The organism is Corallococcus sp. BB11-1 (assembly GCF_026626625.1).
GTDB classification, from domain to species: Bacteria; Myxococcota; Myxococcia; order Myxococcales; family Myxococcaceae; genus Corallococcus; species Corallococcus soli.
Genome location: NZ_JAPNJY010000023.1, coordinates 143092 through 165466 on the forward strand (window position 1 = coordinate 143092; position 22375 = coordinate 165466).

Genomic DNA, 22375 nt, shown 5'->3' on the forward strand with positions numbered 1-22375 from the left:
GCTGGGGGACTTCCTGAAATGTCGTGCGTGGCGGTGTAACCGGGTCGGGACCGGCCACGTACAGGGGGGACAAGGAGCACTTCCATGCTTTCAAAAATCCAATTCCGCCCCCGCCCGCTGTCCACCCCCGCCGCGGCTCCCGCCCTGGCACCGAAGGCCACCAGCAAGCCTCGCGTCGACACGTTCTCTGCCGCGCCCACCAGCCGCGCCCCGAACTCGGCGCTCCGGGGCCTCGCGAAGGACAACCTGTTCGAGCCCACCCTGGCGAAGCCCGCCCTGGGTGCGGCGCCGAAGCTGAAGTTCGACGGCCTGGAGCAGCTCAACCCCCGGCGCGCGGCGGTCGACAAGGCCCTGTCCACGGGTGGACCGGTCCCCTTCACCAACACCGACGGGAAGACGGAGCAGGTGTCCGTCGACCGCATCGCCACGCCCCTGCTCGGCGGCGCCATCTACTCCGTCACGGTCGGAGACGACACGTTCAGCGTGAGCATCGCGAAGGACGCCCATGTCGACCACCAGGCCGTCCTCGCGCAGATCATCGACGCGTACAGCGAGACGCCGGAGGACCTTCGCGGCGCGCTCGAAAGTGTCTCCGTGCGCGGGGAGAAGGGGCCGGATGGGGCGGCCGCGACGGCGGGCGATGGACACATCACCTTCTATGACAACGCAGCCAACGTGACGGCGGACATCTTCCACCACGAGATGGGCCACCTCATCGGGCGGCAGGTCGAGAACGCCAATGACAGCGTCCTGTCCGGCCTCATCGAGAGACTGAAGGGCGAGCCCCCTCCCATCCCCGACGGTTGGGCGGAGGCCGCCGCCGCGGATGGCAATCACCTCAATGACTACACCGAGGGCAGCTTCGAGAAGTCCGGCAACTACACCGAGGACTTCGCCGAAGCCTGGTCCGAATACATGCGGGCGCTCGATGGCGGGCCCATCGCGCTCGCCGCGTTCGAAGCGCTGTACCCGGGCCGCTCGGAAGTCCTCAAGGACCTCTACCCGCCGGCGTAGTCCACGGGCTTCCGCCTACTGCCCGTAGCCCCGGAACTGTTCGAACACGCGCGCCATCTCCGCGTCGTCAAGAATCACGGGCTCGCCCACCTGGAGCGCGCGCCAGTACATGGCCGCCAGCGTCTCCACCTCCACCGCCAGCTTGTAGGCCGCGGGCAGGTCCACCCCCACGGCCATCATGCCGTGGTTCGCGAGCAGGCACGCCTTGCGGCCCTCCAGCGCCGCCATCATGTGCCGCGCCAGCTCCGGCGTGCCGAAGGTCGCGTACTCCGCGCACCGCACGTCCGTGCCCCCCGCCGCGGAGACCATGTAGTGGAACGCCGGGATGCCCCGGCGCAGACACGCCAGCGTCGTGCTGAACATGCTGTGCGCATGCAGCACCGCGCCCACCTCCGGACGCGCCGCCAGGATGTCCCGGTGCAGCTGCCACTCCGAGGACGGCTTGCGCGCACCCGCGTGCGTGCCGTCGAAGCGCATGAACACCAGGTCCTCCGGCGTCATCGTCTCGTAGTTCATCCCCGAGGGCGTGAGGAGGAAGCCCCCCTCCACCCGCTGGCTCAGGTTGCCCGACGTGCCCTGGTTCAGGCCCGACGTGTTCATCCGCCGGCAGGTGGCCACCATCGCCTCGCGCAGCGCACCGTGTTCCATCACTTCGCCTGCCTCCGCTCCGGGAAGAGCGACAGCAGCCCCTCCTCCGACGCCGGACACACGCCCCGCTCGGTGATGAGCGCCGTCACCAGCCGCGCGGGCGTCACGTCGAACGCGTAGTTCGCGGCGGCGCTCCCCGGCGGGGTGATGCGCACCGTGGCGACCTCACCCGAAGGCAGCAGGCCCGTGACGTCGCTGAGCTCCGTTCCGTCCCGCTGCTCGATGGGGATCTGCCTCACGCCATCCTGGAGCGTCCAGTCCACCGTGGGCGACGGCAGCGCCACGTAGAACGACACGCCGTTGTCCTTCGCCGCCAGCGCCTTCAGGTACGTGCCAATCTTGTTCGCCACGTCGCCGTGCGCCGTCGTGCGATCCGTGCCCACGATGCACAGGTCCACGTCCCCGTGCTGCATCAGGTGGCCGCCCACGTTGTCCGCGATGACGGTGTGCGCGACGCCGTGCTGGCCCAGCTCCCACGCCGTCAGCACCGCGCCCTGGTTGCGCGGCCGCGTCTCATCCACCCAGACGTGCACGGGCATGCCCGCGTCGTGCGCCAGGTACACCGGCGCCAGCGCCGTGCCCCAGTCCACCGTCGCGAGCCAGCCCGCGTTGCAGTGCGTGAGCACGTTCAGCCGCCCCTTGCGGCCCTTCCTGTCCCACGCGTCCTGGAACAGCTTCAGCGCGTGTCCGCCAATGGCCCGGTTGATGGCCACGTCCTCGTCGCACAGCGCCGCCGCGTGCCGGTACGCCTCCGCCACCCGCTCTGACGGCTTCAGCGGCGTCAGCACCCGGCGCATCCCCTCCAGGGCCCAGTGCAGGTTGACCGCCGTGGGCCGCGTGGCCCGCAGCATCGTCAGCGCCCGCTCCAGCGCCGCGTCCGACGCGTCCTCCCGCATGGCCAGACACACGCCGTACGCGGCCGTGGCGCCAATCAGCGGAGCCCCCCGCACGCGCATGGTTCGGATGGCGTGACCCGCCTCCTCCGCCGTGGCGAGTTCCGCCTTCACGAACGCATGCGGCAGGCGCGTCTGGTCGATGATGCCCACCGTCCAGCCGTCGGCCTCGACCCAGATGGAGCGCATCGGCTCGCCTTGGACTTTCATCGCCGTGTCTCCCGTGTCAGCGCTTCAGCACGCGGCCCGCCACCGCGGAGAGCTTCTCCACGAGGGCCGGGTCGCGCACGTCCGGCGAGGTCATGATGGCGTGGTCCAGCGCCGTCTGGCAGCCCTTGGCGCAGGGGCCTTCGTGGCCGCCCACCAGCGGCGCGACGTTCTTCACCAGCCCGCGCGCCTTGCCCGCGTTGCCCAGGAGCACCGCCACCACCTGGTCCACCGTCACCGCGTCGTGGTCCGGGTGCCAGCAGTCGAAGTCCGTGACCATGGACACGCTCGCGTAACAAATCTCCGCCTCCCGGGCGAGCTTGGCCTCCGGCATGTTCGTCATGCCAATCACGTCGCAGCCCCACTGCCGGTACATCTGGCTCTCCGCCAGCGTGGAGAACTGCGGGCCCTCCATCACCAGGTACGCGCCGCCGCGCACGACCTGGAGGTCCAATCCCTCGCACGCCGTCATCACCGCGTCGCCCAGGCGCGAGCACACCGGCTTCGCCATCGACACGTGCGCCACCAGCCCGGTGGAGAAGAAGCTCTTCACGCGAGCGAAGGTGCGGTCCACGAACTGGTCCACCACCACGAAGGTGCCCGGCTTCAGGTCCTCGCGCAGGCTGCCCACCGCGGACACGGACAGCAGGTCCGTCACGCCGCTGCGCTTGAGCGCGTCGATGTTCGCCCGGAAGTTCAGCTCCGAGGGCGGGATCCGGTGCCCCCGCCCGTGGCGCGGCAGGAACACCACCGGCTGGTCGCCAATGCGCCCGAAGCAGAGCTCATCCGACGTCTCCCCGAAGGGCGACGACACCCGGCGCCACGACACGTCCGTCATGCCGTCAATCTGGTACAGGCCGCTGCCGCCGATGATGCCCAGCACGGGCTTGTTGGAACGCGACATGGGTGGAGGCTCCTCTCAGGGCACGCGCGCGAACGGGTCGAGCGACGTGAAGTCGTGAAACGTCGGGTGGTCGTGGCCCGGGGGAATGGACGCCTCCCCGCGGTCCAGGCAGGCCGTGCCGAACCCCGCCCGCCGGGCCGCGTCCAGCTCCGCCACGTTGTCCGACAGGAACAGGATGTCCCCCGGTGGCAGCGCCAGCGCCTGGGCAATCTTCGTGTACGACGCGGCCTCCAGCTTGGGGCCGGTGGTCGTGTCGAAGTAGCCGGAGAACAGCGGCGTCAGGTCCCCCTCCACGCTGTAGCCGAAAATCAGCTTCTGCGCGGCCACGCTGCCGGAGGAATAGACATACAGGCGCAGGCCCCGCTCCGACCATTCGCGAAGGGCCCGGGCCGCGTCCGCGTAGACGTGGCCCTTCAGCTCCCCGCGCGCGTACCCGTCCGCCCAGATGAGGCCCTGGAGCGTCTTGAGCGGCGTGGCCTTGCGGTCCTCGCCCAGCCAGCGCTGGAGCAGCGCCACCGTGCCCACGTCGTCCAGCGCGGGCTCACCGGCCAGCGTGCGGGCGTCGGACAGGCACTGGCGCACGGAGGACCGCTGCCCGTGCGTCGCGACGTACTCCGCCAGGTGCTTGCGGGCGAAGGGGAAGAGGACGTCCCTCACGAAGGCGATGGAGCTGGTGGTGCCCTCGATGTCGGTGACGATGGCGACGGGGGCGCTCATGGTGCGTATTTCGGGAAGCGCTCGGCGATGGTCTCGCCGGTGAAGTGGCCCACCCAGCCGTCCGGGCGGATGAAGAAGCGGATGGCCGCGAACAGCGGCGCGGGCCCCATGTCGAACCAGTGCTTCATCCCTTCCGGCACGCGGATGAGGTCACCCCGGGTGCAGACCACCTGGAAGACCTTGCCCTGCGCGCGCAGGTAGAAGCAGCCGCTGCCCTCCACCATGATGCGCGACTCGTCCTCCGAATGGGTGTGCTCGGAGAGGAACTTCTGGCGCGCCTGCGCCACGTTGTCCACGTCCGGGCGGATGCGCACCACGTCCACGGTGTTGTACCCGCGGGCCTTCTTCTCCGCGTCCACCACGGCCTGGTAGGCCGCGAGCACCGCGTCCTGCCCCGCGCCGTCCGGCAGCGCGACGGAGGCGTCCACGCGCTCGAAGCGCACGCCGATGGGGGCCAGCTCCCTTGCGATGTCCGCGGGCTCCGTGAAGACGCCCAGCGGCTCCGCCGGGGGGTGTTCCCTGTAGATCGTCAGGTTGCTCATCGCAGCACCTTCATCTTCTCGAGTTCGTACGTCAGCAGGTGTTCCAGCGCCACCACGTGGCGACGCGCCTCGGCCATGCTCCGTCCCCAGGTGTACAACCCGTGGCCCGCGATGAGGTACGCGACCAGCTCCGGCCGCTGCTCCAGGAGCGCCGTCACCTTGCTGGCGAGCCGGGGGATGTCCTGGTCGTTGGGGAAGATGGGAATCGACACCGCCGCCTCGTGCGTGCGCGTGTCCCCCAGCGCCTTGAGCAGCTCGAAGCCCTGGAGCACCAGCTCGCCTTCGGCCAGCCGCAGGTTCGACAGCAGCGCGGACACCACGGAGTGCGTGTGCAGCACCGCGTGCGCGTCCGGCCGGTCCCGGTACAGTTGCAGGTGCAGGGGCGTCTCCGCTGACGCGCCCTCGGGCGGCGGCGCGTGGAGGTCCGCCACCAGCACGTCCGCCTCCACCAGCTCGCCCTTGTCCACGCCGGAGCGGGTGACGGCGGCCGTGCGGGCATCCAGCCGGCGGGAGAAGTTGCCGCTGGTCGCGGGCACGAAGTTGCGCACGCTCAGGAAGCGGCCCACCTCGACGATTTCGCGGACGGCGTCGGACAGGGGGGTGGCGGGAACCGGATTGACGCGCATCCATCCCTCGGGGAACCAGGACGCGAGGACGTCGCGCCGATGCCCCGGAGCATAGTCCGGGGCTCACCTACGGGCGAAAGGGGCCGGCTCAGGTTCCGTCGAGCGCGAACGTGGCCAGCCTCGCGAACTCCTTCAAACCGTCCTGCTCCAGCACGTCGTTGTGTCCCGCGTCCGGCACCGTCACCACCGTGGCGTGGGGGAAGCGCTGTCCCAGCGTGCGGCCCATGTCCACCGGGACGACCTCGTCCTGTTCGCCGTGGATGACCAGCACCGGGATGGAGATGCCGGGGGCCTTGGACAGGGACTCGAAGCGGTCGCGCACCAGCAGCGTCGCGGGCAGGAAGGGCAGCAGCCGCTGGCCCATGGCCACCATGGACGTGTACGGCGCCACCAGCACCATGCGCGCACCGTATCCGCGCCGCGCCATCTCCACCGCGACGCCGGTCCCCAGGCTGCGTCCGCTCAGCACCACCTCATCCGGCTTCACGCCCTGCGCGCTCAGGAACTGGAGCGCGGCCTCCGCCGCCGCGTACAGGCCCGCCTCCGAGGGACTGCCCCGCGAGGCGCCGTAGCCCGGGTACTCCACCGCGAGGAAGCCCACCCCTGCGTCCCCGAGCAGCTGGCCCAACTGCCGCTGATGCAGCAGCTGCTCGCCGTTTCCGTGGAAGTGCAGCACCGTCGGCGCGCCTGGAGGCGCGGGCAGGTAGAAGGTGTCCACGCTCAGGCCCGCCGCCAGCGGCACCTGGCCGAAGCCGGGCAGGCCCCGCAGGGCTTCCGGCTCGGAGCGGGGCGCGGGGTAGATGAGGGAGCGCTGCGCGGCGAACATGAGCGCGCACAGCGCGAAGTACAGCATGCCGGTGACGATGAGGAAGGCCATGAGCAGGCGACGGAAGCGTTGCACGCCGTCAGTCCATCACATCGCCGGGGTGCAGCGGAGGATTCCCCAGGGGCTCAGGTGAACATCCCGAGCGGGGTGCCTTCCTGGTAGCCCGGGAACACCTTCGCCAGGTCCCGGGCCGACGGGTCGTAGGCCAGCCGTTGCAGGACGTGCACCGCGCTCGCTTCATTGAAGGGCACGGCGGGCGGCGCCTCCCGTGGCGCGACCCGCGACCGGGACGCACACGACAGGCACAGGGCCACCAGGGGCCAGACAAGGAGGGCGCGCATGGTGCGGATGGGAACCCCGCGCGCGGCGAAAAGTTACCGCGCTTTTCGGAGGCGCCCCTGGAAGGCGCCGGACGTCAGTGCGGCACCGTCGCGAAGAACGACATGCCCAGGTGGACCGCCGACGCGACCACCAGCCCCGCGCCCACCAGCATGGCCAGCGTGACGGCCATGGGGTTGCGGTCCGCCGCGCGCAGGCCCTGGTGGAAGGTCTTCTTCAGGAGCGTGCGCTGGCATTGCACCGCGCACCGGCCGTCCAGCGCGGCGTCCAGCGACAGCACCATGTCGTCCACGGAGGCGAAGCGCTCCGCGGGGTCCTTCTTCATCCCCTTCGCCACGAACCACAGCAGCTCCGCGGGCACCGGGCCCTGGGCGCTGTGGGCGTGCATCGAGAACAGGGAGGGCGAGCGCGTCTGCACGCCCTTCATGATGTCCGGCACCGACTGGAGTCCGTCCAGGTAGTGCGTCAGCCCGAGCAGCTCGTGGAAGAGCACGGACAGGCTGTAGATGTCGCTGCGCGCATCCATCTGGTCGTGTTCGCCGCGCGCCTGCTCCGGGGACATGTACAGGGGCGTGCCCACCACGGAGCCGACCTCCGTGTGCAGCGAACGCGCGGGCACGAGCCCCGTCGATGCGCTTCCAGCGCCCTCCGGAAGACTCGCCGGCGCGGGGGCGCCCACCTTGCGCGCCAGGCCCCAGTCCAGCACCGTCACCTCACCGAAGGGCCCGACCATGATGTTCGCGGGCTTCAGGTCGCGGTGGATGAAGCCCTTGCCGTGCGCATACGACAGCGCGTGCAGCACGCCCCGGAAGATCTGCACCCGCACCTGGAACGGATAGCGCACGAGCGCGTCCAGGTCCGAGCGGCGCAGGCGGGCGATGATGGACTCCAGCGTCTCCCCCTGCAGGTGCTTCATCATGAAGAAGTAGCGGCCCTGCTCATCCACGCCCACGTCGTGCACCGGCACGATGTTCGGATGGTCCAGCGTGCCGACGGTGCGGATCTCCTCCACGAAGCGCAGCACGCGGTCCAGGTCCGCGCCCGGGGGCAGCCGCTTGAGCGCGACCTCCCGCTCGATGTCGTGGTCGCGCATCAGGACGACCTCGCCCATGCCGCCCTGCCCCAGGGGACGCACCTCTTCGAAGCGCTCGCGTTGCAGGGGCACCACGGTGGGCTGCTGCCCCGTCCACTGCACCCGGGGCAGCACCGTGTTGCGCCGGTTGGTCGTCGCGGACCCGGGCGTGAGCGTGGGCGCCAGCTCCGACTGCGAGGGCGGAGTGATGAGCGTGTTTTCCAGGCCGGCCGAGAGCGTTTGCCTCATGGGACGCCAGGAATAGCAGGCACGCCGTGCGCGCGCCCACCTACGCGCAGTCCATGACGCAAGCGCGCGAAACCACTGGGCCAGCAGCCGGCCGAGCGTCAGTTCGTCGGCGTAAAGGGCACGTCCAGCACCGGCAATTTCGTAGCGCCGGGCAGGTCGTAATGCCACCACTCCATCTTGTTGCGCTTGAAACCCACCCCCTCCATGGCCGCGCGCAGCACCTCGCGGTGCTTGCGCGAGGCGGGCGTGCCGCCCATGTAGCCGTGGTGCGCCTTGGGGGTGAAGTCGTCGAAGGCGGTGGGCATCTCCACCTCGCCCCCGTCCGCCGTGGCCAGCGTCAGGTCCACCGCGCCGCCCCGGTTGTGGTTGGAGCCCTTCGCCGGGTTCGCCACGTAGCCCGGCTTGGGCAATATCTTCCACATCTCGTACTGCACGGCGCGCGGCCGGTAGCAGTCGTACACCTTCAGCCGGTAGCCCTGGGGCCGCAGCAGGTCCGCGGCCTTCGTCAGGCGCTGCACCGAGTCCGGCAACAACAGACACCGCGCCCCGTCCGGGTACACCTGGCGCTTGAGGAAGTTGTCCTCCGTCGCGTAGCGCAGGTCCAGGATGAGGTCCGGGATGACGGTGGCCGCGTCCACCAGCTCCACCTTCGGCGCGGCGGCCTTCGCCTTCGGAGCCGGCTTCGGCTTCGCATCCTCCGCCAGGGCCGGAGCGCCTCCCAGCAGCGCCAGGGTCAGCGCGAGTCGCGTCGTCGCGCGCATCAGCGCACCCCTTCCACGTAGGGGGTGGGGTCCGGCACGCCGGCCTCCTGGAAGCCCTTCGCGCGCAAGAGGCAGCTGTCGCAGCGGCCACACGCGCGGCCCTGGAGGTCCGGGTCGTAGCAGGAGTGCGTCATGCCGTAGTCCACGCCCAGCTTCACGCCGGCCTGGATGATCTGCGCCTTGGTGAGGCCGGAGAGCGGCGCGTGCACCTGGAAGCGCGCGCCCTCCACGCCCGCCTTGGTGGCCAGCTGGGCCATGGCCTCGAAGGAGCGGATGAACTCCGGGCGGCAGTCGGGGTAGCCGCTGTAGTCCACCGCGTTGACGCCGATGTAGAGGTCCGTGGCGCCCACCACCTCCGCGAGCCCCAGCGCCAGGGAGAGGAACAGCGCGTTGCGCGCGGGCACGTAGGTGATGGGGACGTCGTGGGACATGGCGTCCTCCGAGCGGTCCTTGGGCACCGGGATGTCGTCCGTGAGGGCGGACCCACCCACCTGCCGCAGGTCCACCGTCACCACGCGCACGTCGCGCACGCCCATGGCCTGCGCCACCGCGCGCGCCCGCTCCAGCTCCACCGCGTGGCGCTGGCCGTAGGCGATGGACAGGCACACCGGCTCGAAGCCGTCCGCCTTCGCCATCGCCAGACAGGTCGTCGAATCCAGTCCGCCGGACAGGAGCACCACCGCACGCTTCGCCATGCCATCCTCCACTTCGGGCGGCGCACGTTACACGACGGGGCCGGGCCCCGGGGCTTCAGTCCTGCCGGTCGCCGCTCACCGTGTACACGGTGGTGCAGGTGGCCGGCTGGCATTTGCAGTTCGGGCCCTTGCCCGGCAGGAAGACGTCCGTGAGCGTGCCGCACGCGAGCGACACGTCGTAGCCGTTCTCCGTGGGAGCGGGGATGGCGCCCTCGGGGACGCCCCCGTCCAGGCGCGAGCAGTCGCGCGCCACGTTGCGCGCCTGGCTGTCGCTCAGGAGCATGACGTTGAGGTTCTCCTCGATCTCGGAGTCCTCGCAGCCGGTGCCGCACGACGCGCGGGGCGCGGTGGCGCGGTGGGTGGAGTTGACGCTCTGGCCCGTGTAGCCGGCGTCGCGCGTGAAGCCCAGCACCGTGAGGAAGCCCGTGCCCGCGTCGGTGTCGCGGGAGAAGGTGCCCTCGAAGAAGAAGGAGCCCGCGTCGTCCAGCTGCGCGAACTCGCGCGAGCCCGCGTCGCAGGTGGTGCGCGCCGCGTCCAGCTTCGCCTGGAAGCGGAACGAGCCCAGCACCTGGTTGCCCGGGTACACGGGGTCCGTGAAACAGCCCACCGCGACGGCCAGGGCCGCCGCGGGGAAGAGCGCCAGCGCGAGTCGCTTCAGGTGCATGTCGTCCCCGAGGTTAGACGTCCAGCGACGCCAGGGCCAATTGGTGGAAGGCTTCACTGCGGGCCAGCACCTCGCCCACGTCCACGCGCGTCGGGTCGCCGCCGCGCGAGGCCGCGTCCAGTTGGGCCAGCACACGACCCGCCGCCAGGGACGCCGGCATCGCGCGCCAGGCCGCCACCACCGCGGCCTCCCACGCCAACGCCGTGCCGGGGCGGGAGAGCTGTACGCCCGCGTCCCCCAGCGCCAGCGACAACGCGCACAGCCAGCCCAGCTCCACCGCGCCGAAGCAGCCCAGCGCGCCCGCGCCCAGCACCAGCGCGTCCGGCGACGTCAGGTACGCCTCCACGCCGCCCCTGGGGTCGACGGACAGGCGCACGTGCTCCGCGCCCAGCGCGGCGAGCACCGGCTTCAGCGCGACGTACAGGCGCGACAGGCTCTCGCCCGTCACCGGCACCTGGCCCTCCGGCTCCGGGTGCTGGAAGTCCTGCGCGGGGCGGGCCAGCGCGGACACGGGAGCGCGCGGCGCGGGGGCCTCGCTGGAGACGAGCGCCGCGCCAATGCCATCCGTGCGCTCGGCAGCGTCCGCGCGGCCCAGGGCGCGCAGCGCCTCCGCGTACAGCGTCCAGCCGTCCACGTCCGGCCACTTCCGCCGCAGGAGCGCCGGCCAGAAGCGCACCGCGAGCGCGGCGCCGTCCGGGGACGGAGACAGCCGCTCGGTCACCCACCGCGTGAGGTCCGGCGAGAGGTGGCCCGCGTCCGCCAGCCGTTCGGTGAGCCGCACCGCGGGGCCCACGAGCTGGGCGTCCAGGTAGCCGCGCAGGATGACTTCGAGCTCGGCGGGCTCCTGCGTGAGGCGCTCGCGCAGCCGCAGCGCTTCGCCCACCAGGCCGCGCGCTTCGGCGAAGCGCACGCGGCGGGCGAGCCGCTCGTCCGTGTCCGGGAGCTGTTCGAGCTGCGTGGCGGCTTCGGCGTAGCGCTGCTGGGCCTCGAAGGCATCCGCCAGCCGCTCGCGGTACGGCGTCCACGCGTCCGGGCCGGCGAGCTTCGCGAGCGTGTCCGCCAGGGACAGGAACACCGTGGCCTCGCGCGCCTCGTCCACCAGCGCGAGCAGCGCCTTCACGGCGTCCAGGCTCTCCGCGTCGTCGGCGAGCGCCTCCTCGAAGGCCTCACGGGCCTCGGCGGGCTGCGCCAGGGGGCCCTGCAACAGCTCGCCGCGCTCCAGGTGCATCCGCGCGCGCGCCTTCACGTCGACGGTGTCCTGCGCGATGAGCGCCAGCGTGCGCTCCGCGGACTCCAGGTGCGCAAGCTTGAGCTCCAGCGCGTACCGCTCGCGCAGCAGCTCCTCGCGGCGCGCGGGCCAGCCGTCCGCGGCGAAGGCCAGCGACTCCAGGCGCGCGGGCTCCGGCAGCGCGCGCACGCGGGCGAGCACCGCTTCGGCCAGCGCGTCGGGCTCCAGGCCCAGCTCCGGCAGCAGCAGCATCAGCCGCGCGGCGAGGCCCGGGTCCGCGCCCAGCTCGTCCAGGGCGCGGAGGCGCGCGAGCACCGGGGCCGGACGGGCGCGCAGCACCTCGTCCCGCAGGGCCACGGCGAAGGCCACGTCGCGTTCGAAGGACAGGGCGGCCAGCTCCAGCAGGCCCTCCCACTCCGCGTCCTCGCGCAGCCCGTCCGCCAGGGCCGCCGCGTGGGACGGATCCACGTCCGGCATCGCGACCAGGGCCCAGAGGGCCTCGCGCGTGCGGGGCGCGTCGCCGGCCTGCGCGGCCATGGCCAGCGCGTCGGTGTACTCGCCCGCGACCATGGCGGGCGCGAAGCCCACGTCCAGGGCGCGCGCGAAGGCCCCCAGGCGCGCGAAGCGTTCGGCCAGCTCCGCCGGGGACAGCATGTCCGGCGCGTCGGAGGCGATGCGCTCGATGACCTCCAGCGCCTCACCCATGTCGCCGGCCTTCTCCCAGAGGCCGGCGGCCTCCAGCAGGAGCGGCGGTCGCTCCTCGGGCGCGGCGAGGCGCGCGGCCTGCAACAGCGCACGGGCCGCGCGGGGCGCATCTCCCGAGGCACGGTGCAGGTGCGCGACCAGCAGCGCGGCGCGCAGGTCCGGCTCCGTGGCGACGGCGGCCTTCGCGGCCTTCAGCGCCTCGTCCAGCAGGCCCGCCTTCTCGAAGGCCCGGGCGGCGGCCACCAGCAGGGACACCCGGGCTTCACCCGACACGAGCTCCGCGCGGGCCACGCGGACCTCCGCCCGGCGCGCGTGGGCCTCACCCAGCAGCGGCTCCAGCGCCTCCAGCGCGTCGGCGTAGCCGGCACCGGAGGGACCGCGCGACACCACCGCTTCGAGCGCTTCGCGGGCGGACTCCTCGCGGCCGGCGTCGCGCGCGAGCATCGCGAGCTCCAGCCGGAGCACGGCGGCCTCGTCCGCGTCGTCCGTGCGGGGGACCAGGCGCTCCAGCGCGGCGAGCAGCGCCTGGACTTCCTTGCGCGTGCGCAGGCCCTCCACCAGCGCGCGCAGGGCGGCCGGGTTCTCCGGATCCGCCTCCGCCGCGCGCTGCGTGAGCAACCAGGCCGTGTCCGCGTCCGACAGCGAGTCGTTCGCCACCGTCGCGGCGGCGAGCAGCAGCTCCGCGGCGCGCGCGCCTCCCGCGGCCTCCGCGCCGGCCTCGTAGATGCCCAGCAGGTCGCCGTGGCGGCCCAGGGCGCGCAGGCCCTCCACCGCCCGGTCGATGACGCTCGCGTCGGCGGGGCGCAGCCGCGCCAGGGGCACCAGCGCGTCAATGGCCTCGCGCGGATCATCGAAGAGGTCCGCCGCGCGGCGCAGCAGCACCTCCTCCGTCGCGGTGTCCTGGGCCCGGCGCGCGAGCTGCAACGACGCCCGGTACAGGCCCGGTCCGTTGCCGGTGCGCGAGTGCACCTCCGCGAGCAGCGACAGCGCCTCACCGCCGCGCGCGCCCTCCGGCTCCAGCGACACCACGGCCTCGAAGGCATCCGCCGCGTCGTGGAAGGCGCCCGAGGCGAGCGAGGCATGGCCCAGACGCAGCCACGTGCGCACGAGCACCGGCACCGGCAGCGTGTCCCCGCCCAGCGCCAGGACGCGGCGGTCGTACGGCTGCGCGGCGGCGGGGCCTCCGCCTTGGGCGGCGAGTTCCGCGCGCGCGCAGAGGGCCTCCACGTCGCCACCCGCGCGGCCCAGGTAGTCGTCGAAGGCCTCGGCGGCCTTGAGGGCTTCGCCCGCGTCCAGCAGGCGCTGGGCCCGCTCGCGCAGCAGGGGCAGCGCTTCGGAGGGCGACACGGCCTCGGCGCGCTGGCCCAGCAGCTCCGCCAGCCGGCGCACGTCTCCGGCCGCGCGCTCACGGACGTGGTGGAAGGCCTCCGCGTTGCTGGCGTCCAGCTCGAACGCGCGGTCCTCGCACAGGATGGCGCGCTCGCGGGCACCGCCCTCGCGGAAGGCGCTCGCGGCGGCGAGGTAGCTGACCGCGGCCTCCGCGGGCTGCTGGCGCTCGGCGCGGCGGAGCATCAGCTCCGCCAGGGACTGCTGCTCCTCGCTCTCCTCCAGGAAGGCGCGGTGGCGCGTGAAGACGGGCTCCCGGAAGGGGTCCGCCTCCAGGAGGATGGCGTCGAATTCGGCGGCGTCCGCGGGGCGGCGCACCTGGTGCAGCAGCTCCGCCGCCTGCGCGGTGAGCTCCAGGTCGTCCGGCTTCGCGGCGCGCGCGGCGATGAGCGCGGCGGCGGCGGCCTCCGGCTTGCCGGCCCGGTCCCGGTAGATGACCGCGGCCCGGTACAGCAGCGCCGCGTGCCGTTCGACGTCGGTCTCCGCCTCCGCGCACTCCTCGTACCAGGCGGCCAGCTCCGCGAGCCGTCCGTCGCGCTCCAGCAGCTCCGCCAGCAGGGCCTCCGCCTCCGCGAGCGCGCGGTCCTGGCGCAGCGCCTGGCGCAGGAAGCCCTCCGCCTTCGGCGCGTCCGCGAGCTCGCCCAGGTTCAGGCGCGCCAGCCGCAGCAGCACCGCCGCGCCCTGCTTCGTGCCCGTCAGCCGGGGCAGCGCGCGCTCCCACCAGCGGGCTTCGGCGGCCGCGTCGTCGCGGCGCTCGGCCAGGGCCGCGCCCAGGCGGGCCGTGTCCAGCTCCGCGGCGAACCCGAAGGCGCGCTCCAGCGCCTCCTCCGCCGCGTTCAGGTCCAGCTTCACGTCGCGCAGCAGCTCCGCGCGGCGACGCTCGCACGCGGCGGCCTCCGCGCGACGGTCCTCGGAGGCGAGCAGGTCGCGCGCATTGGCGAGCGAGCGCAGCGCTTCGTCAGCTCGGCCCAGCGCCTCCGCGAGCCGGGCCTCCTCGTCGTAGGCCGCCAGCGCCGCGTCCACGTCGCCAGCCTGGAGGCTGAGCGCGGCCACCGGCTGCAGCTCGGCCAGCAGCTCCGTCGAGCGGCCCGTCTCCCGGTAGAGCGCGGCCAGCCGGCGGCGCAGGGGCAGGGGCTGCCGCGCCATCTGGGCCGCGTGCGCCAGGAGCGACGCCGCGATGCCCGCGTCCGCCAGCGCCTCGCGCGCCCGCTCCGCCAGCGTCACCAGCCGCGCGACGGTGTCCTCGGACGGGGCCAGCACGCGCGCGTGGGCGACGCGCACCTCGAAGGCGCCGCGCGGATCCTCCTTCTCCAGCAGCGCGGCGAGCCGTTCGACGGCGCGCTCGCTCAGCGGACGCTCCGTGAGCAGGTGGCGGTACGCGGCCACCGCGCGCTTCACGTCGCCCGCCTGTTCGGCCAGGTCTCCCAGGCGCAGGTACGCGGCCTCCGCCGCTTCCGGCGCCGCGCGGAAGTCCGCCGCCGTGGCCAGGGCCTCCTGAAGCGGCAGGGCCTCGCGCACCGCGCCGCGCAGGTAGAGCAGGTCCGCCAGCGTGGCCAGGTCGTCGCCCCGCGCGGGCACCCGCGCATGCGCCCGGCGCGCCAGGGTCAGCGCGCGGTCCAGCTCCTGGGCCTGCCGTGCGTAGGTGACGCCTTCGCGCAGCAATGAAGCAGCCTCGGTGGGCTCCGCGTCCTCGGCCGCGGCCTCCAGCAGGCCCGCGGCCTCCAGCAGCTCACCGCGACCGGCCACCAGCGACACCAGCCGGCGGCGGACGGCCGCGTCGGTCGGGGTCAGCCGCAGCGACTGCCGCAGCGCGGCCTCGGCCGGGGCGGACTGGCCCAGCCGGTCGAGGTAGAGGCTCGCGAGCTCCGCGTACAGCGCCGCCGCGACGGCGGGAGACGCATGCGGCGCTTCGGCGGCCAGCAGCTCCGCGAGCCGCGCCCAGTCCTCCAGGTCGCGCAGCACGCGCTGCAACGCGAGCGTGGCCTCCTCGTGGCGAGGTGCCAGCAGGAGCGCGGCCTCCAGGTCGCTCGCGGCGTCCTCGCGCTCGCCCTGCCCTTCCAGCAACGCGGCGCGCAGCAGGAGCGCTTCCACGCGGCGGGCGATGGGCCCCTGGCGCGCGGCTTCGGCCAGCGCGGCGGCCTCGTCGGTGCTCTTGCCGTCACGGCGGGCCAGCTTCGCGAGCGCGAAGAAGGCGTCACACCGCGCGTCCGCGGGCGGCTCCAGCGCGATGGCCGCGCGCAGCGCATCCCCGGCGGAGGCGCGCTCGTCCTTCTCCAGCAGCACGGTGGCCAGGGCCAGCAGCCGCTCCCGCGCGCGCGCGCCCAGGCTGGCATCGGCGGCCACGGCGCGGCGCCAGGCATCCAGCTCCGCGGGCGCGTCCGCCGCCTCGCGCGCCAGCTCCGCCAGCATCAGCAGCAGCGGCGCGGGCTTGCGCGACAGCTTCGCGGCCTGGGCGCAGTCATCCCGCGCGGGCCCGACGCGACCGGCGCTCCGGTGCAACACGGCCCGACGCGCGAGCAGCTCCGCGCGAGCCTCGCCCGACGCAGCCGACACCAGCGTGCCCAACAGCTCCAGCCGCTCGGACTCCTCCTCCGCGCTGCCCGTGCCCGGCGGGGGCAGCAGCTCCAGCAGCGCCTGCGCCGCCCAGGCGTCCTGCGGCTCCTCCACCAACAGGCTGCGCAGCGAATCCGCCGCCGCGCTCGCCCGGCCCAATGACAGACACAGCTCGGCCAGCTCGCGGCGGGCCTGACGGCGGGCGTCTCCGGCCAGGCGCGGCCACAGCTCCACCAGCAGGTCCGCCAGGGCCTCGCGCGCGCCGGCCTTGCGGTGCAGCGCGGCCAGCTCCAGCCGCGCGTCCAGGTCCTCCGGCGTGCGCGCGCAGAACTCCGCGAGCAGGCGGCGGGCCGCGTCCGTGCGGTTGCCGCGCACGGCGGCGGTGGCGGCCTTGCGAGTGAGGGCCACGCGCTCCGCCTCGCGCGGGGCATCCACGTCCGCGGGCGGCAGGGCCAGCACCGCCTCGAAGTCCTCCAGCGCGGCGCGGGCGTCGGTGGCCAGCCGCAGCTCGCCCCGGCGGATGCGCGCGGGGGCGAAGGTGGCGTCGCGCTCCAGCGCGTCCGCGAGGAAGGCCTCTTCGCGGCTCGTGCCCGTGGCCAGCAGCGACGCGCGGAAGAGCAGCTTCGCGCCGGCCCTCGCGTCCGGCACCAGCGTGGCGCGCCGCGCATACAGCCGCGCCGCCTCCAGCTTCTCACCGCGCTCCAGCTCCAGCTCCGCCAGCGCCTCCAGCACCTCGGCGGCCAGCGGACCCTCGGGGCTGGCCTCCAGCGCGGAGGCCAGGCGCATCAGCGCGGAGGCCTTCTCGCCGCGCTCCAGCAGCGCGCGAGCGCTCTGGAGGAACAGCGGCGCGGCCTCCTCCGCGCGGTCGGCGCCCGAGAGCGCCTGCGCGCGCGTGGCCCACAGCTCCGCCAGCGCCTGCGTCTCCCCGGCCTCCGTGTAGAGTGCCTCCAACCGCGTGGCGAGCACGTCGTCCAGCCGCCGCAGCGGGAACGCCTGCGCATAGGCGGCGATGGCGCCCTCGCGGTCGCCCAGCAGCTCACACGCCCGGCCCAGCCGGGCGCGCACGTCCGCCAGCTTCTCCGGCGCCGCGGTGCGCGGCAGCATGGCCAGCAGCGACTCCAGCGCGCGCCGCGCATGTTCGGGCCGCTCGCAGCGCAGGCTCAGGTCCGCCAGGTCCAGCAGCACGGCGGCATCCGGGGCCAGCCGCGCCGCCTTCTCCAGCGCCACCAGCGCGTCGCCCACCCGGCCCAGCCGCGCCTCCAGCACGCCCGCCAGCTCGCGCAGCGCCGCCGCCGCCAGCCGCTTGTCGCCCTGCGCTTCGGCCACGCGCGCGCGGTCCTCCAGCGCGGTCGCGAGCCCCGCCATGTCGGCGCGCTTGCGCTGCAGGGCGCACAATTCGCCCAGCGCAGGCAGGTCGTCCGGCTCCGCGCGCAGCACCTCCTGCAACGCGTGCACGGCGAGGTCCAGGTCGAAGGCGAGGTCGCGCGCGGCCACCGCGAGGCGGCGGTACTTCTGCGCGCGCTCCTTCGGCTCCGGCGTCAGCCGCGCCAGCGCGGAGAGGCAGCGCGTGAGCTGCGCGCCATCGCGACGGGCCTCGGCCAGCGCGAGCAGCGACTCCAGCGCGGGGCGGTGGTCGCCGTCCGCCTCCAGCGCGAGCGTGAGCAGCCGGTCGGCCTTGTCCGCCTGCTGGAGCTTGCCCCGGTACAGCTCGCCGGCCTCGGCCCACAGCGCCGCGCGGGCCTTGGGCTCCTCCTTGAGGGCGGCGGCCTTCTCCAGCGCCTCGGCCAGCTCCTGCGAGCGGCCGGTGACGCGGAAGTACGGAATCAGCTCGTCCAGCGCCACCGCGTCGCGCGGATCCAACGCGAGCGCTGCTTCCAGGTGCTCGCGCGCCCGCGCCGGGTCGCCCAGCTTCGTGCGCGACAGCCGCGCCAGCGCGTGGTGGCTCTCGTGCGCGGCGTGACGGATGCCCTCCGAGCGCGGCGCCGGGCCCGCGAGCTCCAGCGCCTGCTGGTAGCCGCTCAGGGCCTCCTGGAGGCGCCCCAGCCCCTCGGCCACGCGCGCGGAGGCGAACAGCGGCTCGGGTTCGCCGGGCAGCAGCGACACCGCCTCGCGGTAGCGCAGGAGCGCGTTCTCCGGCTGCTTCAGCCCCTCTTCCCACACCCGGCCCGCGAGCAGGTCCGCCTGTCCCACGCGGTCCAGTTCGTGGCGCGCCATCGACACTTCGCGCAGGCGGTCCAGCGCCTTCAGCGCGCGCAGGTGTTCGCCGCCGCGATGGCACAGCTCACCCAGCAACAGCAGCGCATCCGGCTGGTCGGGCGACAGGCGCAGCGCGGCCTCGCAGTGCAGCCGGGCCCCCGCGATGTCGTCCTCCGTCTGCGCGCACAGCCGCGCCAGGTGCACGTGCGCGTCCGCCGCCTCCAGCGGGTCGCGCGCCAGGGCCGCGAGCCGCCGGTACGCCCGCACCGCGCCCGCCCGGTCCCGCGCCTGATCCGACGCGCGCGCCAGGGCCTTGAGCGACGGCAGGTGGTCCGGCTTGAGGCCCAGCAGCTCGTGCAGCGCCTTCACCGCCACCTGGGGCGCGGTGTCGCGGGACGAGCGGGCCGCGGCCTCGGCGGCGAAGAACGCGGCGGCCTCCTCCGACGTGCGACGGGCCAGCGCGCACAGCGCCAGGTAGCGCTCCGCCGCGCGGGCACCCTCGCCCCGACGCTCGCGCACCACCGCCTCGCCCCACAGCGCCGCGGGGCTGCGGTCGCGACGGCGCGACAGCGTGGCCGCCACGTCCAGCGCCAGGTCGTGCGCCTGCGGATCCGCCACCAGCAGGGCCAGCAGTCGCTCCGCGGCGAAGGGGTGCGCGTCCTGCGCGTCCCCGGCCTGGAGGTACGCCTGCCGCGCCTCCGCGAGCCGCCCCTGCGCGACCAGCCCCTCCGCGTCCGCGAAGGCCCGGGCACCCTCCAGCGCCAGCATCAGCTCCTCGTCCGGCGCGGCGGGCGGGGGCAGCCCCCCCGCGGCGAAGCGCAGGCGCAGGCCGGTGCTGGAGACCTCCGCGGCGGACAGGCGCGCGGTGTCGAGCGTGGGCACCTTGTAGCCCCGGCTCATCGCGGCGCGCTCGCACAGCGCGGGCAGCACGCGGGTGGAGAAGCCGGTGGCGCCGCGCACCTCCACGTCCGGCAGGAGCCCCAGCGCCCCTACCGCCGTGGACAGGAGCCCCGGCAGTTGCACCGACGGCGTGGCGGAGAAGCCATACAGGCGCACGTCGTAGACGTAGACGGCCAGCCGGTCCCCGTCCGCGTCGAAGGCAACCTTGAACGTGAACGGCGTGCGCTCCGGCGCGGGCAGCCGCCCCTGGCCCTCCAGGTAGCCGGGGCGGAAGTGAAGGCGCAGGTCCTCGACGCCGGCCAGCCGTCCGGCCAGCTCCGCCACCTTGCGCGTGATGAGGTCCGCGTCGACGGACAGCTCCAGGAAGCCGAAGAGCAGCTTCTTGCGCTGGTAGCGCGTGGCGCCCGCGCTGACGTTGAACGGGAAGCTGACGTCCGGAATCTGGAGCGCGAAGTCGGAGATGCGCAGGCCGGGCTGCACCTCCAATGCCGGAAAGCCCACGAACGCGCGCCGATCCAACAGGCGAAGCTCGGGGGCGGCGCCCGACTGGGGGGCGGCGGACTTGGGGGACTCGCTATCGGTGGCCATCTTCGGAGGGGGGCGAGGCTACCATGAGCCCTAAGCCCCCGAAATTTTGGACAAACCCCCGCTCGTTCGGCAGGCGGCGGGGCGCGGGACACCCAGGCGCTTCCCCTGGAGATTCTGCTGGCGAGGAACGTCATGCGCTCCAGGGGGAAGCCGTGCAAGATGCCGCGCCGTGCTGGTCCCCGACGCCCTGGTCCTCGATGGTCGTTTCCGGGTCCTCGGACCCCTGGGTTCCGGGGGCATGGGTGAGGTGTACCTGGGCGAGCAGGTGTCCCTGGGCCGCAAGGTCGCCATCAAGGTCCTGCACCACGACCTGCACGCCCAGCCCGGCATGGCCGAGCGCTTCAAGCGCGAAGCCCGCCTGCTGTCCGCCGTGGAGCACCCGTCGGTGGTGCGCATCGTGGACTTCGGTCAGTCCGGGGACGCCGCCTGCCTGGTGATGGAGTTCGTGGAGGGCCAGAGCCTGCACGACGCGCTCCAGCAGGGCCCGCTGCTGGCGCCCCGGGCGCTGGGGCTGCTCCAGCAGCTGGCGGAAGGGCTGGCGGCCATCCACGACAAGGGGATCATCCACCGCGACCTGAAGCCGGAGAACGTCTTCATCTCGCCCGGCGTGCGCGGCGAACAAGCGCGCCTGCTGGACTTCGGCATCGCGCGGCTGGTGGAGCCGGATGCCAACAGCGCGCTCAGCCAGATAGGCGTGGTGCTGGGCACGCCGGAGTACCTGTCCCCGGAGCAGGCCGTGGGCGCGAAGGTGGACACGCGCGCCGACCTGTACTCCTTCGGCGTGCTGGCCTACCGCGTGCTGTCCGGACGGCTGCCGTTCGACGGGCCGTCGCCGCGTCACTTCCTGTCGCAGCACGCCTCGGCCGCGCCGCTGCCCCTGGACCGCGCGGCGCCGCAGCTGTCGCGCTACGTGGGCCTGCTGGCGCTGGTGATGCGGCTGCTGGACAAGGACCCTGCGAGGCGGCTCCAGACCGCGCATGAGCTGGCGGACGCGCTGGGCGTGGCCCATGCGGCGCTGATGGCGTTCACGCCGAGCCAGGGCACGCCCATCGTCCACGCGGGGATGACGCCTGCCCAGGGGACGTCGGCCTTCGGCGTGGCGGGCGTGAGGAGCGAGCCTTCCGGCACGTCGGCCTTCGGCGTGAGCGCGGAGCCGGCGGGGCCCGGGTCCGGCACTTCGGCGTTCGGGGTGACGGAGGCGGCGGTGGCGTCCCCGGCGGTGACGGCGCCCCCGGCGGTGCCTCGCTCGGGCACGGCGGCGTTCGGGACGGCGGCCCGGACGGGCGGACTGGGAGCGACGACGGGCGGCGCGGCGGTGGTGAAGGCGCAGAACGTGACGGTGATGCTCACCGACATCCAGGGCTTCACCGAGCGCATGAGCCGGCAGACGCACGAGGAGAATGCGCGGATGCTGGACACGCATGACCGGCTCCTGTTGCCGCTCGTGCGCGAGTACGACGGGAAGCTGGTGCAGAAGCGCGGCGACGCGTTGCTCGCGGTGTTCCGGGCGCCCTCCGCGTCCATCCGCTGCGGCATGGCGATGCAGCAGGCGCTCTGGCGTCACAACCAGACGGTGCCGCCGGAGCAGCAGCTCCACGTGCGCGTGTGCCTGCACGCGGGCGAAGTGCTGGTGACGAACGACGCGGTGCTCGGCGAGCCGATGGAGGTCGTGAAGGCGGTGGAGCACGTGGCCTCCGCGGGAGAGGTGACCTTCACCGAAGCCGTGAACATGGTGCGCAACCGCGCCGAAGCGGCCGCGGACCCGTGCGGCACCATTCCCCTGCCCGGCCGCCAGGAGAAGATCCAGCTCTACCGGCTCACCCGCGCGGCGGAGGGTCTCCCGTTCGCGGAGGGGCTGGGCGGCAAGGACGCCGGCCCGAAGCGCTCACCGCTGGAAGCGCTGAGCGGCCTGGGCACGAAGGTGCGCGAGGGGGTGGCGATGCTGCGCCAGCGCCCGCGCGTGCTGGGCGGAGGGGTGGCGGCGCTGGTGCTGGTGGGAGCGGGGATCGCGTGGTGGGTGCATGCGAGTGATCCGCTGGTGCGGGCGCGCGGCTTGCTGAAGGACGGGCAGCCGGTGGAGGCGCTCCAGGTGTTGAGTGGCCCGGGCGTACCGAAGGGCGCCCCCACGACGCGGCTGCGCGCGGCGGCGAAGCACGCGCAGGGGGCGCACGACGAGGAGCACGTCCTGCTGCTGGGCCTGGACAAGGAAGGCCGGGCGGGCCTGGAGATGGGGCTCCTGGACGGGCTGGCGGAGGACTTTGGCAACGGGGAGCAGGACCGCTCCGTGCGCAAGGTGCTGGAGACGCTGCCCAAGGCCACGGTGCGCTCGCACTTCGAGGCCCTGGCGCGCGGAGCGCCGTCGATGAAGCAGTGGGGCGGGTTGCGCTACCTGGAGTCGGTGCAGGACACGACAGGCCTGGACCTGGTGCGGCTCTACACCGCGTCGCTCGACTCCACGGACTGCGGCGTGCGCACGAAGGCGGCGTCCAAACTCGCGACCCTGGGCGATCCCTCCGCGCTGCCCACGCTCACGCGCGTGGCGGAAGCCGCCCGTGAGAAGCCTGCCGCCGGGACGCGTCCGTGCAATCCGCAGGCGTTCAGCAGGGCGCTCGAAGAGCTGAAGAAGAAGACGCAGGCGGCGCCGTAGCACGGGCCCGCGCCT

Annotated in this window: 15 protein-coding genes; 2 read left to right on the top strand and 13 right to left on the bottom strand. The window is 73.7% G+C overall.

The genetic code is table 11. The features are described from left to right. The first annotated feature begins 84 nt into the window (after window positions 1-84). Window positions 85-1014 carry a hypothetical protein gene (locus OV207_RS19095; RefSeq protein ID WP_267556582.1) on the top strand — a complete coding sequence of 310 codons (930 nt, stop codon included), beginning with the start codon at window positions 85-87 and terminating at the stop codon, window positions 1012-1014. 15 nt (window positions 1015-1029) lie between these two features. On the opposite strand, the gene OV207_RS19100 is transcribed toward OV207_RS19095, so the two are convergent. From OV207_RS19100 to OV207_RS19160, 13 genes are all read right to left on the bottom strand, one after another. Further along, on the bottom strand, window positions 1030-1662 hold the full coding sequence (locus tag OV207_RS19100) for a class II aldolase/adducin family protein (RefSeq protein WP_267556583.1): 633 nt from the start codon (window positions 1660-1662) through the stop codon (window positions 1030-1032). After that, on the bottom strand, window positions 1662-2765 hold the full coding sequence (gene mtnA, locus OV207_RS19105) for an S-methyl-5-thioribose-1-phosphate isomerase (RefSeq protein WP_267556584.1): 1104 nt from the start codon (window positions 2763-2765) through the stop codon (window positions 1662-1664). The genes OV207_RS19100 and mtnA overlap by 1 nt, the downstream gene beginning before the upstream one ends. 16 nt (window positions 2766-2781) lie before the next feature. Then, a complete protein-coding gene (locus tag OV207_RS19110) occupies window positions 2782-3666 on the bottom strand; it encodes an S-methyl-5'-thioadenosine phosphorylase (RefSeq protein ID WP_267556585.1) in 885 nt (294 codons plus the stop codon). A 15-nt stretch (window positions 3667-3681) separates the two neighbouring features. Beyond that, window positions 3682-4383 (bottom strand): acireductone synthase, encoded by a 702-nt coding sequence (gene mtnC / locus OV207_RS19115; protein WP_267556586.1) that lies wholly within the window; start codon window positions 4381-4383, stop codon window positions 3682-3684. Then, on the bottom strand, window positions 4380-4925 hold the full coding sequence (locus OV207_RS19120; RefSeq protein WP_267556587.1) for a 1,2-dihydroxy-3-keto-5-methylthiopentene dioxygenase: 546 nt from the start codon (window positions 4923-4925) through the stop codon (window positions 4380-4382). Before OV207_RS19120 ends, mtnC begins: the two co-directional genes overlap by 4 nt. Further along, complete coding sequence (locus tag OV207_RS19125) at window positions 4922-5551, bottom strand: methylthioribulose 1-phosphate dehydratase (RefSeq protein ID WP_193350141.1); 630 nt, start codon at window positions 5549-5551, stop codon at window positions 4922-4924. The genes OV207_RS19120 and OV207_RS19125 overlap by 4 nt, the downstream gene beginning before the upstream one ends. 88 nt (window positions 5552-5639) lie before the next feature. Next, window positions 5640-6452 carry an alpha/beta hydrolase gene (locus OV207_RS19130; protein WP_324291544.1) on the bottom strand — a complete coding sequence of 271 codons (813 nt, stop codon included), beginning with the start codon at window positions 6450-6452 and terminating at the stop codon, window positions 5640-5642. A 50-nt stretch (window positions 6453-6502) separates the two neighbouring features. Continuing rightward, the gene (locus OV207_RS19135; protein WP_267556588.1) at window positions 6503-6628 is read right to left on the bottom strand and encodes a hypothetical protein; all 126 of its coding nucleotides are present in this window, start codon (window positions 6626-6628) and stop codon (window positions 6503-6505) included. 164 nt (window positions 6629-6792) lie between these two features. Next, window positions 6793-8037, bottom strand: coding sequence for a serine/threonine-protein kinase (locus OV207_RS19140; protein WP_267556589.1), 1245 nt, complete (start codon window positions 8035-8037; stop codon window positions 6793-6795). A 98-nt stretch (window positions 8038-8135) separates the two neighbouring features. Next, entirely contained in the window at window positions 8136-8798 is a 663-nt protein-coding gene (ddpX, locus tag OV207_RS19145; RefSeq protein ID WP_267556590.1) for a D-alanyl-D-alanine dipeptidase, read from the bottom strand. Continuing rightward, entirely contained in the window at window positions 8798-9493 is a 696-nt protein-coding gene (queC, locus tag OV207_RS19150) for a 7-cyano-7-deazaguanine synthase QueC (RefSeq protein ID WP_267556591.1), read from the bottom strand. Before queC ends, ddpX begins: the two co-directional genes overlap by 1 nt. Window positions 9494-9548: 55 nt before the next feature. Beyond that, entirely contained in the window at window positions 9549-10157 is a 609-nt protein-coding gene (locus OV207_RS19155) for a hypothetical protein (RefSeq protein ID WP_193350153.1), read from the bottom strand. Between the two features lie 13 nt (window positions 10158-10170). After that, a complete protein-coding gene (locus OV207_RS19160; RefSeq protein ID WP_267556592.1) occupies window positions 10171-19713 on the bottom strand; it encodes a flagellar hook-length control protein FliK in 9543 nt (3180 codons plus the stop codon). Window positions 19714-19882: 169 nt separating this feature from the next. Between OV207_RS19160 and OV207_RS19165 the strand changes: the two genes are divergently transcribed. Further along, the gene (locus OV207_RS19165; RefSeq protein WP_420715237.1) at window positions 19883-22360 is read left to right on the top strand and encodes a protein kinase domain-containing protein; all 2478 of its coding nucleotides are present in this window, start codon (window positions 19883-19885) and stop codon (window positions 22358-22360) included. Window positions 22361-22375 lie beyond the last annotated feature (15 nt).